Source organism: Streptomyces misionensis (assembly GCF_007896895.1).
Taxonomy (GTDB): Bacteria; Actinomycetota; Actinomycetes; order Streptomycetales; family Streptomycetaceae; genus Streptomyces; species Streptomyces misionensis_A.
Genome location: NZ_VOGW01000193.1, coordinates 55,048 through 69,862, shown reverse-complemented (window position 1 = coordinate 69,862; position 14,815 = coordinate 55,048). Strand labels below are relative to the sequence as shown.

General features: G+C 74.6%; 13 protein-coding genes and 2 pseudogenes. 6 read left to right on the top strand and 9 right to left on the bottom strand.

Features of this window, described 5'->3' with window-relative positions:
- The first annotated feature begins 94 nt into the window (after positions 1-94).
- Positions 95-2,173 (top strand): SpoIIE family protein phosphatase, encoded by a 2,079-nt coding sequence (locus tag FRZ03_RS35545; protein ID WP_146469178.1) that lies wholly within the window; start codon positions 95-97, stop codon positions 2,171-2,173.
- 57 nt (positions 2,174-2,230) lie between these two features.
- Here FRZ03_RS35545 and FRZ03_RS35540 read toward each other — a convergent pair whose 3' ends face one another.
- The gene (locus tag FRZ03_RS35540; RefSeq protein ID WP_146469221.1) at positions 2,231-2,947 is read right to left on the bottom strand and encodes an FAD binding domain-containing protein; all 717 of its coding nucleotides are present in this window, start codon (positions 2,945-2,947) and stop codon (positions 2,231-2,233) included.
- A 243-nt stretch (positions 2,948-3,190) separates the two neighbouring features.
- Between FRZ03_RS35540 and FRZ03_RS35535 the strand changes: the two genes are divergently transcribed.
- On the top strand, positions 3,191-3,577 hold the full coding sequence (locus tag FRZ03_RS35535; protein ID WP_146469177.1) for a hypothetical protein: 387 nt from the start codon (positions 3,191-3,193) through the stop codon (positions 3,575-3,577).
- 152 nt (positions 3,578-3,729) lie between these two features.
- Here the strand turns inward: FRZ03_RS35535 and FRZ03_RS35530 are convergent, their stop codons facing one another.
- Complete coding sequence (locus FRZ03_RS35530; RefSeq protein ID WP_146469176.1) at positions 3,730-4,599, bottom strand: universal stress protein; 870 nt, start codon at positions 4,597-4,599, stop codon at positions 3,730-3,732.
- A gap of 281 nt (positions 4,600-4,880) precedes the next feature.
- Here FRZ03_RS35530 and FRZ03_RS39625 point away from each other — a divergent pair, with 281 nt between their 5' ends.
- On the top strand, positions 4,881-6,833 hold the full coding sequence (locus FRZ03_RS39625) for a PAS domain S-box protein (RefSeq protein WP_186785800.1): 1,953 nt from the start codon (positions 4,881-4,883) through the stop codon (positions 6,831-6,833).
- 151 nt (positions 6,834-6,984) lie between these two features.
- A complete protein-coding gene (locus FRZ03_RS35515; RefSeq protein WP_146469175.1) occupies positions 6,985-7,395 on the top strand; it encodes a pyridoxamine 5'-phosphate oxidase family protein in 411 nt (136 codons plus the stop codon).
- 36 nt (positions 7,396-7,431) lie between these two features.
- On the opposite strand, the gene FRZ03_RS35510 is transcribed toward FRZ03_RS35515, so the two are convergent.
- The 5 genes from FRZ03_RS35510 to FRZ03_RS35490 all read right to left on the bottom strand — a co-directional run bounded on the left by FRZ03_RS35510 (position 7,432) and on the right by FRZ03_RS35490 (position 11,872).
- The gene (locus tag FRZ03_RS35510; protein ID WP_146469174.1) at positions 7,432-8,226 is read right to left on the bottom strand and encodes a 3-hydroxybutyrate dehydrogenase; all 795 of its coding nucleotides are present in this window, start codon (positions 8,224-8,226) and stop codon (positions 7,432-7,434) included.
- Positions 8,227-8,263: 37 nt separating this feature from the next.
- The gene (locus FRZ03_RS35505) at positions 8,264-8,743 is read right to left on the bottom strand and encodes an NUDIX hydrolase (RefSeq protein WP_146469173.1); all 480 of its coding nucleotides are present in this window, start codon (positions 8,741-8,743) and stop codon (positions 8,264-8,266) included.
- Positions 8,744-8,753: 10 nt separating this feature from the next.
- A complete protein-coding gene (gene lnt / locus FRZ03_RS35500; RefSeq protein WP_146469172.1) occupies positions 8,754-10,364 on the bottom strand; it encodes an apolipoprotein N-acyltransferase in 1,611 nt (536 codons plus the stop codon).
- A gap of 73 nt (positions 10,365-10,437) precedes the next feature.
- A complete protein-coding gene (locus FRZ03_RS35495; RefSeq protein ID WP_146469171.1) occupies positions 10,438-10,983 on the bottom strand; it encodes a hypothetical protein in 546 nt (181 codons plus the stop codon).
- Positions 10,984-11,077: 94 nt separating this feature from the next.
- Positions 11,078-11,872, bottom strand: a complete 795-nt coding sequence (locus FRZ03_RS35490; protein WP_398661969.1) for a glutamate racemase — start codon at positions 11,870-11,872, stop codon at positions 11,078-11,080.
- Positions 11,873-11,911: 39 nt separating this feature from the next.
- Between FRZ03_RS35490 and FRZ03_RS35485 the strand changes: the two genes are divergently transcribed.
- Positions 11,912-13,102 (top strand): glycosyltransferase, encoded by a 1,191-nt coding sequence (locus tag FRZ03_RS35485; protein WP_146469170.1) that lies wholly within the window; start codon positions 11,912-11,914, stop codon positions 13,100-13,102.
- 8 nt (positions 13,103-13,110) lie between these two features.
- Here FRZ03_RS35485 and FRZ03_RS35480 read toward each other — a convergent pair whose 3' ends face one another.
- Positions 13,111-14,289 (bottom strand): TerD family protein, encoded by a 1,179-nt coding sequence (locus FRZ03_RS35480; RefSeq protein WP_146469218.1) that lies wholly within the window; start codon positions 14,287-14,289, stop codon positions 13,111-13,113.
- 304 nt (positions 14,290-14,593) lie between these two features.
- On the opposite strand from FRZ03_RS35480, the pseudogene FRZ03_RS41080 reads away from it, so the two are divergent.
- Positions 14,594-14,686 (top strand): annotated as a pseudogene (locus FRZ03_RS41080) (DUF6643 family protein); the annotation flags it as partial.
- On the opposite strand, the pseudogene FRZ03_RS41075 reads toward FRZ03_RS41080, so the two are convergent.
- Positions 14,679-14,804, bottom strand: a pseudogene (locus FRZ03_RS41075) (DUF6643 family protein); the annotation flags it as partial. The pseudogenes FRZ03_RS41080 and FRZ03_RS41075 overlap by 8 nt on opposite strands.
- Positions 14,805-14,815: the final 11 nt, after the last annotated feature.

Sequence of the window (14,815 nt, the reverse complement as noted above, 5' to 3'; positions counted from 1 at the left end):
TGAGGCCGCTGCGGATCTTCCGTGCGGGTAGACGTAGGTGAGGCTCCGGTCCGGGCAGGGGCGGAAGGGGGGACAGGCGGAAGGAGGGAGCGCGATGAGCGGAGGGACGTGGCACCCCGACGGACGGGAACCGGCCCTGGAGGCGGCCTCGGAGCCGACGAGTCTGCTGGATCTGCTCGGTGTCGCCGCGGTGCTGCTGGAGGCGGACGGCCGGATCGACATGTGGAGTCCCCAGGCCGAGAAGCTGTTCGGCTACGCCCGCGCGGAGGCGGTCGGACAGTACGCGGCGCCGCTGCTGCTGCGCCCCGAGCACCGCAAGGCGGCGCTGCACCTGTTCGGCGAGGTGATGGAGAGCGGCCGGGGCTGGGCGGGGGCGTTCCCGATCCGGCACAAGGACGGCAGCACCAGAACCGTCGAGTTCCGCAACATGCGGCTCACGGACCACCTCGGCGCCCACTACGCGCTGGGCCTGGCCACCGACCGCTCCACCCTGCGCCGGGTGGAGCGCGACGCCGCCCTCTCCGCCCGGCTGGTCACCCAGGCCCCGATCGGGCTGTCCGTCCTCGACCCCGCGCTGCGCTACGTCGTCGTCAACCCGGCCCTGGCGGCCATGCACGGTGTGCCCGAGGCCGACCACGTCGGCAGGCGCTTCGACGAGGTGCTGTCCGGAGCCCCGTTCCGGGCGGTCGAGGCCTCGATGCGCGAGGTGCTGGAGACCGGGGTGCCGGTGGTGAACCGGCAGGTGGTGGGACGCACCGCCGCCGACCCGGACAGCGATCACGCGTGGACGATGTCGCTGTACCGGCTGGAGGACCACCAGGGGCACACGCTGGGCATCGCCACGGTGGCGGTGGACGACACCGAGCGGTACCGGGCCGCCCGGGAGGTCGAGCGGGTCCAGCGGCGACTGCGGCTGACGGCCACCGGCGCGGCCCGCATCGGCACCACCCTGGAGGTGGAGCGGACGGCGCGCGAGCTGGCCGACGTCCTGGTGCCCGAGCTGGCGGACATGGTCGCGGTGGACCTGCTGGACAGCATGCTGCGCACGGCCCGCACGGACCCGGGCGAGGGGCCGCCGTTGTTCCGCGCGCTCGCGGTGAAGACCGCCTACTCGACCGACGCCGTCGGGGCGTTCGTACCGCCGGGCCGGCTCACCGCCTACCACGCGGACCATCCGGCGGCCCAGTGCATCCGCAGCGGCCGTCCGCTGCTGATCACCCACCTGGAGAGCCGCGAGGTGGGCCGCGTCGCCGCCGATCCCGAGGCCGCCCGCCTGCTCGCCCAGGCCGGGGTGCACACCGACATGGCCGTGCCGCTGATCGCCCGCGGCCAGTGCGTCGGCGTCATGAGCCTGGCCCGCGCCCGCAATCCCGTGCCGTTCGACGACGACGACCTCGCCCTGGCCTGCGAACTCGCCTCGCGTGCCGCGCTGAGCATCGACAACGCCGTACTGCACCACCACACCCGCCGCACCGCCGAGGCCCTGCAACGCAGCCTGCTGCCGCGGCTCTCGCCCTGCCATCCGGGGCTGGAGGTGGCCGCCCGGTACCGGCCCGCGCAGGCACTGAGCGAGGTCGGCGGCGACTGGTACGACGTCATCCCGCTGGACGGCGACCGCACCGCCCTGGCGGTGGGCGACGTCATGGGCAGCGGCATTCCGGCCGCGACCACCATGGGCCGGCTGCGCACCGCCACCTCGACGCTGGCCGACCTCGATCTCGACCCGGCGCGGATCCTCACCCACCTCGACCGGATCACCCTCGGCCTCGATCCCTACATCGCCACCTGCGTGTACGCGGTGCACGACCCCCGCCGGTCCCGACTGGAGGTGGCCTCCGCCGGACATCTGCCGCCCGTCCTGATCCCCTCCGACGGCCCGCCGCGCCTGCTCGACCTGCCCACCGGCACCCCGCTGGGCGTCGGCGGTGTGCCCTTCGAGTCCACCTCGCACCGACTACGAACCGGCGACCAACTGGTGCTCTACACCGACGGGTTGGTGGAGACCCGCGACGACCCGATCGACGTCCGGCTCGCGGAGCTGCTGCGGCTGCTGGCGCCGCCGTACCGCTCCGTGGAGGACACCTGCGACCGGCTGCTGCGCGAGCTGCGGCACCCGGCGGGCCACGACGACGTCGCCCTGCTCATCGCCCGTGTGCTGCCGCTGGAGTATTAGGGCCTCTCGTTTGGATCATGCCGGGCTCCCTGATCCGGCCTGATCCGAACGAAAGATCTAGCGCGTGCCCGTCAGCAGGCCGCGCACCTGGGGCCGGACGACCGCCCACGCGGCGGCGGGCAGCCCGTCGAGGGCGGTGGCGCGCAGGGAGCGCAGGGTCTCCTCCGGGTCGGTGCCGGTCGCGGCCTCGGCGTCGAGCACGTCGTAGCCGTCCCGTACGGCGACCCGGACACGCGCCGCGGCGCCGTCGCCCCGGTGCAGGGCCGAGGCCACCACCAGGGGCGGCGGACCGCCCGCGACGGCGGGGAGCTTGCGGTACGCGCAGGCGAGCGGCGCGCGCCAGCGCAGGGCCAGCAACAGCGGGCGCTTGGCCACCACTTCGGCCAGGTCCGTCTCCCGGACGCCGTCCGGTTCCAGCACCGTGGCCCGGGCGTCCAGGACCAGCGCCGCGGGCAGCAGGCAGCGCAGGGTGCTGCCGACGAGGTTGCCGCCGACCGTCGCGGTGCGGCGGACGGCTCCGGTGCCCACGCCGGCGGCGGCGAGGCGCAGCGCGTCGGGGACCCGGCCGTCGATCCCGCCGAGCAGCACGGCGGCGCCGAGCGTCTCCGCTCCGATGACGTTGGCCTCCGGCAACCGCCGCAGCGACATGGCGAGTTCGGGGAATCCGTCGCGCTGCCAGGTGGCCCACACCAGCGTCGCCCCGCCCACCGGGACGGCCCCCTCGGCCAGGCACTCCTGCGCTTCGGACACGGACGCGGGCAGACGCAACAGCACGGTGACCACCTGCCTTCCTCGGAGGTCCCGCAGTCTGCTCGCGGGGCCGGGGGCGCGTACAGGGCTCACAAGGGCAGCCCGCGCGCCGCCGAGGCCGGTGCGAACACCGGGAGCCGAGGACGTCCGGGACCACCGGCCCCGGTCACCGGGCCGGGCGGCCCTGGGGCCGGGGGCGGCGCACGCGGGAGGCTGAGGGCGCAGCACCGGACGATCGGCACGCAAGGACCGGAAGGAGTGGAGCACATGGCTGCCAGGGAGACCGGCGTCACGGCACCCGGGACCGCCACCGCCGTGCGGGTACGGGCCGACGGCGAGGTGAGCGAGGAGGATCTCGCCTATTTCCGGGAGAAGATCCGGGCCGTGCTGGGCCGGCCGGGCCTGCCGCCGGTGAGCGGCGAGATCCGGATCAGCCGGGCCGGCGCCCATCACGTCGCGCAGCCCTGGTCGGCGGGGGCCGAGATCCGGGTGGGCGGCCGGCTCGTCGTCGCGCATGCCCGCGAGGCCGGCGCCCGGGAGCTGGCCGACCGGCTCCAGGACCGGCTGCGCTGCCGCACCGACCGCGTCACCCACCGCGCCCGGCGGGCCCGCCGGGCGGCCGTGCCGCCGCCGTGGCGCGGCGGCACGGCCTGAGCCCCGTCGATGCTCGAACCCCTTGTCCCGCACCGGAGTCGGCACCCCTCACCGACGGCTCCGGTGCGTCTCCTCGCACGCGCGACACCGTCGCACGCCCCGCCCGGGAGGTTCCGGGCGGGGCGTGCGACGGCTCGCGTCCGCCGTCGGGCTCAGTCGTGCGGTACGACCGCGACCGGGGCCGTGGCGTGGTGCAGCACGGCGTGGGTGACGGGACCGATGTGGGTGCCGAAGGACGCCGGGCGCCGGCGCCGGCCGACGACCACCAGGGAGGCGTCGTGCGAGGCCTCGACCAGTTGCAGGGACGCGCTGCCGTAGCCGCATTCCTCGGTCACCCGGACGTCCGGGTACTTCTGCCGCCACGGCGTGAGCGCCTCGGTGAGCGCCGCCGCCTCCTGGCCGGCCCACTCCCGGTCGAAGGTGGGGTCGGCGGCGAACCCGTAGACGTAGTACGGCGGCATGCTCCAGGTGCGCACGGCCCGCACCGCCGTGCCGCGCCGCTCGGCCTGCTCGAAGGCGAACGCGAACACGGCGTCGTCGGGCGCGGTGGTGTCCACGCCGAGGACGACCGGCCCCCCGGCGCCCTCGCCGTCGGGCCGCCACCCCGAGCGCACCAGCACGACCGGCCGCCCGGCGCGCGAGAGCACGGAGAACCCGACGGAGCCGACCAGGTGGCCGCCGATGCGGCCCAGGCCCCGCGAGCCGAGGACGAGCAGCTCGGAGTCCTCGGCGACCGCCGCCAGCACCTCGCCCGGGAAGCCGTCCTGGTGCTCGGAGCGCACCTCCAGGCCGGGGTGGCGCAGCCGCAGTTCCCCGGCCGCCTCGCGCGGAATCCGCTCGGTCCAGTGCCGGCGGGTGGCCACACCGATCAGCGGGTCCTGTGCCATGGGCTCGGTCACCGGCTCCCACACGTGCACCAGCCGCAGCGGCAGGCCGCGCAGACGCGCCTCGCGGGCCGCCCACTCGGCGGCGGTGCGGCTCTCGGGGGAGCCGTCGAGGCCCACGGTGACGGTGCGGGACATGACGTCCACCTCCTGTTGTCGGGCGTCCCCTGCGGGATCGCCCCAAGCCTCGCGGCGGCGGCGCCCGGCGGTCAGGGGCCGGAGGGTCCCGGAACGGGGCCGACCGGCCCTGAGAAGGGCACAATGACGGGCGCGACCGCTTGTGCCCGGCCGGCGACCGGTCCTGCACGGGTTCGCCCACCGCTACCGCGTGTTCCGGCCAGGACGCGACAACGCACGGCGGTGGTGGGCCGGTTGCGCTGGGATGTCCATAGCAGCACGAGCGACTTGGCGGGGTGGACATGAATGCTTGCGTGGACGAGCGGGCCTGTGCGGCGGGCCCCGCGGCCCCCCGGCGGTGCGGCTGCGGCGCCCGGCTGCCGCAGGGCGGCCCGTCGACGGCCGAGGAGCGGTTCCGCGGGCTGCTGGAGGCGGCGCCCGACGCCATGGTGATCGTGGACGACACCGGGATGATCCGGCTGGTCAACGCCCAGACCGAGGCCCTGTTCGGCTACCGGCGCGAGGAACTGCTCGGCCGTCCCGTGGAGTTGCTGGTACCGCACCGCTTCCGCGGCCACCACACCCGGCACCGCGACGGCTACGCCGCCAACCGGCAGGTGCGTCCCATGGGCGCGGGCCTCGAACTGCACGGGCTGCGCAAGGACGGCAGCGAGTTCCCCGTGGAGATCAGTCTGAGCCCGCTGGAGACGGCGGACGGGCTGCTGGTCTCCGCCGCCGTGCGCGACGTCAGCGACCGCAAGGCGGCCGAGGCCCGGATCAACGAACTCGCCGCCCTGGTGGAGTCCTCCCAGGACGCCATTCTCGCCAAGACCCTGGACGGGGAGATCACGTACTGGAACGCCGCGGCCGCCCGGCTGTACGGCTACTCCGCCGAGGAGGCCATCGGCCGCCATGTGTCCATGCTCGCGCCGGCCGAACTCCAGGACGACATCTGGGTTCTGCTCGAACGGTTGCGCAAGGGGGAGAAGGTCGAGCACTTCGAGACGCTGCGGGTCACCAAGGACGGCTCGCTGCTGGACGTCGACGTCACGCTGTGGCCGACCCGGGACACCGGCGGCAAGGTCGTCGGGGCGTGTGCCATCGTGCGGGACATCAGCGACCGCAAGCAGGTGGAGGCGGAGCTGACGGCTCTGCTGGAGCAGCAGCGGCACATCGCCCTGACCTTGCAGCGCAGCCTGATGGGGACGCCGCCCGCGCTGCCCGGCCTGGCCACCGCGAGCCGCTACCGGCCGGCCACCCAGGGCGCCGGGGTCGGCGGCGACTGGTTCGACCTGATACCGCTGGGTGCCGGGCGGGTCGGCGTCCTCATCGGCGACGTGATGGGCCGCGGCCTCGAAGCCGCCGCCGTGATGGGCCAGTTGCGCTCGGCGGCGCACGCGCTGGCCAAGACGGGCATGCAGCCGCGCCAGCTGATGCAGTCCCTGGACTCCGTGGTCGCCGACCTGGACGTGCCGGACCAGCTGGTCACCTGCTGCTACCTGGTCGTCGCCCCGGACGACGGCACCGTCACGGTCTGTTCGGCCGGGCATCTGCCGACCCTGGTCGTCGGCCCCTGGGAGGGCGTGCGCGCGCTGCCCGCGCCGGTCAACGCCCCGCTCGGGGTCGGCGGGGTGCTGTACGAGCAGTCGTGCTCGCACATCGCTCCGGGTGCCACGCTCGTGCTGTACACGGACGGTCTGATCGAGACGCCGGGCAGTGACATCGAGGCCCGGATCGGTGAACTCACCGCCGTCCTGGACGCGTTCTTCCCGCGCTCCACCAGCCTGGAGGCGGCCGCCGACCACGTGCTGGCCGAGCTGCTGCCGGACGCCGACGGCCATGACGACGACGTTACCCTGCTGTTCGCCCAGCTCCCGGCGGCGCCGCTGGCCGCCGTCACCACGGAGCTGCCGGCGACCGCCGCCGCCGTCCCGCAGGGCCGGGCCTTCCTACGCCGGACGCTGGTCTCCTGGGAGTGCGCGGAACCGGCCGACGACGCGCTCCTGTTGTTGTCGGAGATCCTCACCAACGCGGTGCAGCACGCCGAGGGTCCGGTGGGGCTGCGGCTGTGCCGTACCGCCACGGACCTCACCGTGGAGGTCGGCGACCACAGCCCGCAGCTCCCCCGGCCCCGGCACGCCACCGGGGACGACGAGTCCGGCCGGGGCCTGTTCCTGGTCCGCACCCTCGCCGACAGCTGGGGCGTGCGCCCGACGGACGAGGGGAAGACGACCTGGTTCACTCTGAAGGTGTGACCGCGGACGATCGGACGATCTCGTACGCCGCGTCGAGGGCGGCGGAGGGAGCCGGTTCCTCGAAGTGCCGGCGGACCGGCGGACCCGCGGACCCGCGGACAAGGGCCGACCGGCCCTATGCGGGCCGGGCCCCTGCGGGGACGATGGAGCGGTGCTCCAGAACGACGGCTTTCGCGCACTCGACAGGCAGATGTGCCTGCGCCTGCTGGCCAGGGTGCCGGTCGGCCGGGTCGTGTACACCAAGCAGGCGCTTCCCGCGGTCCTCCCGGTCAACTTCTGCCTCGACGCGGACTCCTCCGTGCTGCTGCGCACCTCGGCCGGCTCGGACCTGGTCCGCGCCATCGACGGCGCCGTGGTCGCCTTCGAGGCGGACGAGTTCGACGCGGCGACCCGCTCCGGCTGGAGCGTGGTCGTCACCGGCCGCGCCTGTCTGCTCACCGACGCCGACGCCCACGCGCCGCGCCCGGCCGGCGGACCGGACTCCTGGATGCCGGTCCGTGACGATGTGCTCGTCCGGATCGAGTCCGAGGTGGTCACGGGCCGGGAACTCACCGGTGGGTGAGGGCCGGCCGTCCCCCGGTCGGCGGGCCGTCCGCGCTCAGTGGGCCGTCCAGCCGCCGTCCAGGACCAGGGACGTGCCGGTGACGAAGGACGCCTGCGGGCCGCACAGGTAGGCCACCGCCTCGGCGACCTCCTCGGGCTCGATCAGCCGGCGCACCGCGCTGTCCTTCAGCAGCACCTCGGTGAGCACGCGTTCCTCCGGGATGCCGTGCGCCCGTGCCTGGTCGGCGATCTGCTTCTCCACCAGCGGGGTGCGGACGTACGCCGGGTTCACGCAGTTGGAGGTGACACCGTGGGCGGCGCCCTCCAGCGCGGCCGTCTTGGACAGTCCCTCCAGGCCGTGCTTGGCGGCCACGTAGGCGGACTTGAACGCCGAGGCGCGCAGGCCGTGCACCGAGGAGACGTTGACGATCCGGCCCCAGCCCCGCGCGTACATGTGCGGCAGGGCGCCGCGGACGAGCCGGAAGGGCGCCTCCAGCATCACGGTCAGCACCGTGTGGAAGACCTCCGGCGGGAACTCCTCGATGGGCCGCACCAGTTGCAGCCCCGCGTTGTTGACCAGCACATCGGTGCCGGCGGCGGCCGCCTCGGCCGCGTCGAGGTCGGTCAGGTCGAGGACGTGCGGGAGCACGGCGCCCGCGAGGTCCGCGCCGCCCCCGGCCTCCTCGGCCAGCCGGGCCAGCCCCTCCTCGTCCCGGTCGACGGCTCTGACCCGGGCGCCCGCGGCGGCCAGGCGCAGCGCGCAGGCGCGGCCGATACCGCTCGCGGCACCGGTGACCAGGGCCGTACGGCCGACGAGATCGAGGGCGGGGGGCTGGGCGCTCGTGGTCATGGCCCGACCCTAAGCGAGCGGCCCGGGCGGTGCCGCCTCAGCCGGGCGTCGCGGGAGCGAACCAGGTGGGCTCCTCCGCCATGGCCTGCTTGATCCGGAAGAGCGCGAAGTCGTGCAGGTCGGGCAGGGCGTCCACCGCGAACCAGCCGACCTCCAGGGACTCGTCGTCGTTGACCCGGGCCGCGCCGCCCACCGCCTTGCAGCGGAAGGTGATGTCCATGTACTGGCAGACGTCGCCGTTCTCGTAGGTGACCGGCTGGAGCGCCTGTACCAGGACGACCCGTTCGGGCACGCAGTGCACCGCCGTCTCCTCGTGGACCTCGCGCACGGCGCAGTCCGCGGGCTGCTCCCCCGGCTCCGGGATGCCGCCGATCACCGACCATCTCCGGGTGTCGGAGCGCCGGCCGAGCAGCACCCTGCCCTCGTCGTCGAAGACGATCGCGGTGACCCCGGGCAGCCAGAGCAGCTGCCGGCCGGCCGTGGCCCGCAGCGCGCGGATGAAGTCAGGAGTAGCCATGGGGGCGACCCTAACCGGCCGCCCCGCCCGCCCGCCGCACCCGGCGGCCGGCCACGAGGCCGAGGCCGCCCACCGCGACCAGCACGAGCGCCGCCTCCGGCAGGACACCCAGCTCGGTGGCGGGCGTGGTGGAGGTGCGCAGCGGCACCTTCTGCTCCAGGTAGGCGGGCACGAACATGCCGGTCCTCTGGGTGATCTTCCCGTCCGGCATGATGACCGCGCTGACCCCGCTGGTCACCGGCACGGTCACGGTGCGGCTGTGCTCGACGGCGCGGACGCGGGACATGGCGAGCTGCTGGTAGGTCATCTCGCTGCGGTCGAAGGTCGCGTTGTTGCTCGGTACGGAGATCATCTCGGCGCCGTGTGTCACGGTGTCCCGCACGGCCCAGTCGAAGGCGGCCTCGTAGCAGGTGGCGAGGCCGACCTTGGCGCCGTCCATGTCGAACACACCGGGCTTCGCGCCCCGGCTGAAGTCCTGGCGGACCATGCCGGTCCAGTCCTTGTTGACGGCCCCGACGAGCCCGCGCAGCGGCAGGTACTCGCCGAACGGCTGGATCTGCCGCTTGTCGTAGGTCTGTGTCGGGCCCTTGGCGGGGGTCCAGAGGATCTGCTCGTTGAGCAGCTTGCCGTTCCTCTCGACGACGGCGCCGACGGAGACGGGCACCCCGATCGCGTCGACCGCTTCGTTGACGACGGCGGCGGCGTCGGGGTTGGCGTAGGGGTCGATGTCGGAGGAGTTCTCCGGCCACAGCACGTAGTCGGGCTTGGGGACCTTGCCCGCCCTGACGTCGGCGGCGAGCTTGAGGGTCTCGCGCACGTGGTGGTCGAGCACCGCCCGGCGCTGGGCGCTGAACTCCAGCCCGGAGCGCGGCACGTTCCCCTGGATCACGGCGACCGTGCGGGTGCCGGCCTCGGCCTTGTCGCTGACCAGGGCCCGCGCGGCGACCGCGCCCGCCACCGGTACGGCCACGCTCAGCAGCGCCGCCGCGGCCGTGGCCCGCCGCACGGTCCCGGACCGGCGCCGCTCGGCGACGACGCGGATCAGTTCGTAGAGCCCGAATCCGCACAGGACGACCGCGAAGCCCAGTACCGGCGTGCCGCCGACCGCGGCCAGCGGCAGGAAGACGCCGTCCGCCTGTCCGAACGCGACCTTGCCCCAGGGGAAGCCCCGGAAGGGCACGCGCGCCCGTACGGCCTCGCCCGCGATCCACACCGCCGCCGCCCACACCGGCCAGGCCGGCAGCGCGCCGACGGCGGCGACGCCCACGCCGACCAGCGCGACGAAGACCGCCTCCACGGCGACCAGCGCCAGCCAGGGCCCGGGGCCGACCTCCACACCGGTCCACACCAGCAGGGGCAGCAGGAAGCCGAGGCCGAAGAGGTAGCCGAGGCCGAGGGCCGCCTTCCAGCCACGGCCGCGCAGCACCCACCCGAACCCGGCGAACGCGGGCAGGGCCAGCCACCACAGGGGACGCGGCGGGAAGCTCACGTAGAGCAGCACTCCGCACAGCGCGGCGGCGACGGCCGGGACCAGGCCCGAGAGCCGGCGTCGCAGGGCGCCGGGCGCGGAGGACGGCCGGAGCCGGTCCGGCTGGTCCACGGAAGTAGCGGTGACGGTCACCCGGGTGAGTGTACGGCGGCCGCTCTCGGCGTCGACAGCCACGGTCCGGGGGCCGGCCGCGCGCGCCGGGCCGTCAGGCCGCCGTGCCCGGCGTGATCGAGCGCAGCCGGGCCCTGATGATCCGCACCGCGGACTCCGCGTTGTCCACGGTGATCGTGAAGGTGTGCCCGTCCCACAGGTTCAGCACGATGCCCTCGCCCCGGCGCACGACGACCGCAGTGCCCTTCTCGGGACGCCAGCGGTAGCCCCAGCCGCCCCACTGGCGCGGGGTCACCAGGTCGGTGAAGTCGGCGCCCGCGACATGGGAGAGCGGGATGCGCCTGCGGGGCAGGCCGATGTGGCCGCAGCGCACCTCGACGCACTCGCGGTCCAGCCTGAGGTCCACGTGCACGAAGGCGAGCGTGCCGAAGAGGACGAGCAGACCGGCGGCGATGCAGCCGACGACGGACATCGCGAGCGCGGGGACGGAGGACGTCCAGGCGGAGTCCACGGCCAGCTTGATCCCCAGGGCCAGGCAGGCCGCTCCGACCAGGGCGAGCAGCCACTGCACCCGGTTGGTGGCGCGTCCGGTCCAGATCTCGGGGGTGGGGGTGTCCTCGGCGTGGGGATGGTCCCTCATGGTTATGAGGTTACTCAGGTTTCGCCGCGTGGGTACCGGCTCCCGGAGCGTGACTGCGCCATGCGGCGGTCCGCCCCGCGGCCGGGACGCCGGCTCACCGACGGTCGGCGAACCGTCCCACCGCCGGCAGCAGCCGGCCCTCGGCGTAGTGCAGCGCGGCCGCCGGGAGCTCGCCCTCGCGCCCGCTGAGCAGCACGGTCAGGCCGCCGTCGGCGGGGGCGCCGGTGGCCGGCTGCTCGCCGAGGCGGCGCAGCGCCTGGGCGGCCACCGCGCCGGCCGAGCCGTGCAGGACCAGCGGGGCGGCGCCGGGGCGCTGGACGGCGGCGCGGATGCGTTCGGCCACCAGTTCGTAGTGGGTGCAGCCGAGGACGACGGTCGTCACGTCGTCGGGCGTCAGCGCGGCCGCCGCGGTCACGGCCGCCTCGATCGCCGCCTCGTCCGCGTGTTCGATGGCCTCGGCGAGCCCCCAGCACGGCACCTCGGTCACCGGCACCCCGGCGGCGAAGTCCTCGATGAGTCCGCGCTGGTAGGCGCTGCCGGTGGTGGCGGGGGTCGCCCAGATCGCGAAGGGGCCGCCGCCGGCCGCGGCCGGCTTGATCGCCGGTACGGTGCCGATCACCGGGATGCCGGGCTCCAGGCGGGCGCGCAGCGCGGGCAGGGCGTGCACGCTGGCGGTGTTGCAGCCGACGATCAGCGCGTCGGGACGGCGGGCCGCGGCGGCCTCGGCGACGTCCAGCGCGCGCCGGGTGAGGTCCTCGGGGGTGCGCGGTCCCCAGGGCATGCCGTCGGGGTCCAGGGAGAGAACGAGATCCGCGTCGGGCCGCAGGCGCCGTACCGCGGCGGTGGCCGCAAGCAAGCCGATTCCGGAGTCCATGAGCGCGATCTTCACCCGGCCACGATAGACGATCCGTTCATGTGAACGGCTCGGGTGGGGCAGACTGCGGCCGTGAGTGCCTTCCTGTGGATCACCGTCGTCTCGCTGGCCGCCTGGTGCTGGCTGCTGCTGTGCCAGGGGTTCTTCTGGCGCACGGACGTGCGGCTGCCGGCGCGCCGGGAGCCCGCTTCGTGGCCGTCCGTCTGCGTGGTCGTACCGGCCCGGGACGAGGCCGGCGTGCTGCCCGCGAGCCTGCCGTCGCTGCTGGCGCAGGACTATCCGGGACGGGCGGAGGTCTTCCTGGTGGACGACGGCAGCACGGACGGCACCGGGGAACTGGCCCGCGAGCTGTCCCGGCGGCACGGCGGGCTGCCGCTCACGGTGACGTCGCCGGGCGAGCCGCCCGCCGGCTGGACGGGCAAGCTGTGGGCGGTGCGGCACGGCATCGCGCTGGCCCGGGCGCGTCAGCCCGAGTACCTGCTGCTGACGGACGCGGACATCGCGCACGCCCCGGACAGCCTGCGCGAACTGGTGGCGGCGGCCGGCAGCGGCTTCGACGTGGTGTCGCAGATGGCGCGGCTGCGGGTGGAGAGCCGGTGGGAGCGGCTGGTGGTGCCGGCGTTCGTGTACTTCTTCGCGCAGCTGTACCCCTTCCGGTGGATCGGCCGCGAGGGTTCGCGCACGGCGGCCGCGGCGGGCGGCTGCGTGCTGCTGCGGACCGCCATGGCGGAGCGGGCCCGTATCCCGGACGCCATCCGGCACGCGGTCATCGACGACGTGGCCCTCGCCCGCGCGGTGAAGGGCGCGGGCGGGCGGGTCTGGCTGGGCCTCGCCGACCGGGTGGACAGCGTGCGGCCCTATCCGCGCCTGCACGACCTGTGGCGGATGGTCTCGCGCAGCGCCTACGCCCAACTGCGGCACAGCCCGCCGCTGTTGCTCGGCACGGTGGCGGGTCTGGCACTGGTGTACCTGGTGCCGCCGGTGGCCGTGGTCGTGGGCGCGGCGGCGGGCAGCGCGGCGACGGCGCTCGCCGGCGCGCTGGCGTGGGCGGTGATGGCGGGCACGTACACGCCGATGCTGCGCCACTACCGGCAGTCCCTCTGGCTCGCTCCGCTGCTGCCGTACACCGCGTTCCTGTACCTGCTGATGACGGTGGACTCGGCCGTGCAGCACTACCGGGGGCGCGGGGCCGCCTGGAAGGGCCGTACGTACACCCGGCCCGACGCCGTGCCGGACGAGGGCTGAGGCGGCCTCTACTTGCGGCCGGGCGTCCAGTTCATGCCCCAGCCGTAGGCGCGGTCCACGGTCCGCTGCGGGCTCACCCCGCGCTCGGGCACGAGATAGCGGGCCTCGCGCCGGACGACGAGATCGCCGCCGTCGTCGGTGATCAGGGCGAGGGCGCAGACCGTGGACGGGACGGTGCACTCGTCCAGGGCGAAGTCGACGGGGGCGCCGTGCTGCGGCCGGAGGGTGACGGTGGCGTGCAGCCCGGCGAAGGAGGTCGCGCCCTCGTAGACGGTGACGAAGACGAGGACGCGCCGCAGTTCCCGCCGGTGGTCGAGGTTGAGGGTGAGGTTCTCGCCGCCCTCGGCGGCCCCGGTGCGGTCGTCGCCGTCGAGGTGGATGTACGGCGGCCGGTGCAGCGATCCGAAGGAGTTGCCGAGCGCCTGCACCACTCCCTTGCGGCCGTCCGCGAGTTCGTACAGGGCGCACAGGTCGAGATCGACGTCGCCCGGCCCGCCGCCCCGGTGTGAACCGCGCCCCGAGAACCCTTGCCGCGCCTGCCAGTTGAGGTTCACCCGCAGGACACCGGAAGTGCCGCCCTGCTTGGCGAGCGAGACGGAGGGCGCGGACTTGGTGAGGGTGACCCTGGACGGGCGGGCCGGGGGCGCGGGGCGGCCGGCCGCCGGCCGTGACGCGTCCGCGGTGCCGCCGAAGGCCGCCGCCAGACCCTCGGGTCCGTTGTCGTACCCCTGCCCGACGGCGCGGAACTTCCAGCCGCCCTGGCGCCGGTAGAGCTCGCCGAGCAGCAGCGTGGTCTCCACGCTCGCGCCCACCTCGTCGAAGCGGGCGGCGACCCGGCCGGTCACCGGGTCGCTCACCTCGATGTACAGGTCGGGGACCTGTCCGAACGTGCCGCCGTCGGCCGACACGGCGAAGACGATCCGCTCGATCGCGGCCTCGACGCGCGGGAGATCGACGGACAGGGTCTCCACGGCGAGCGGGCCCCGCGCCCGCTCCCCCGCGTGGCGCACCGCGCCCGAGGGGTGGGCGGGCCGGTCGCGGTGGACGACGTCGGCGGCGGAGCGCACCTTCCCGGCGGCGAGCAGCAGCGCCGAGGTGCTCGCGCCGGGCACGCCGGGACCGTGTCGCCGGCCCACCTCGACATGGAGGGCGGTGGCCGGAACCGGTGTGTTCGATCCCTTCAGCATGGACATGGGGCCCCCTCGCCTGCGCTCCGCGCTGTCCGCGGACGTCCGGATCATCCCTTCCTGCCCAGCCTGTTCCCGGCCATGCCGAGCCCCTGCGGGCGGGACGGGGAAAGACGCAGGAAGATCGCCGGTCAACCGCCGGTAACCCCGCTGAAAAATCCGGCACTTACACGATCCATACGTTGATCGCTACCCCTTTTCCGTCAGTTCGCCCGGATTGGGGATCGCCGGTCACCGCCGACACGGAAAACAACCCTCTTATCGGTCTCCCCAACCAGCACATCGTGGGCTTAACTTATGTGCCATGACCTCCCCCCGCTCCACTTATGGTGGCGGCTATTACTCCGCCTCCTTCCGGGACACTCCCATCTACGACTCACTGGTGGCCGCGCGGGGCCCCGGCTCGGGGCGCTCTGCGGGGTTCCCCGCTCGGCCACCAGTGCGTCGTAGATGGGAGGGTCCCGGAAGGAGGCGGCGTCCTAGCCGCCACCAGAAGGCGGGCGGGGGGTGGTCAGGGGGCAGAAGC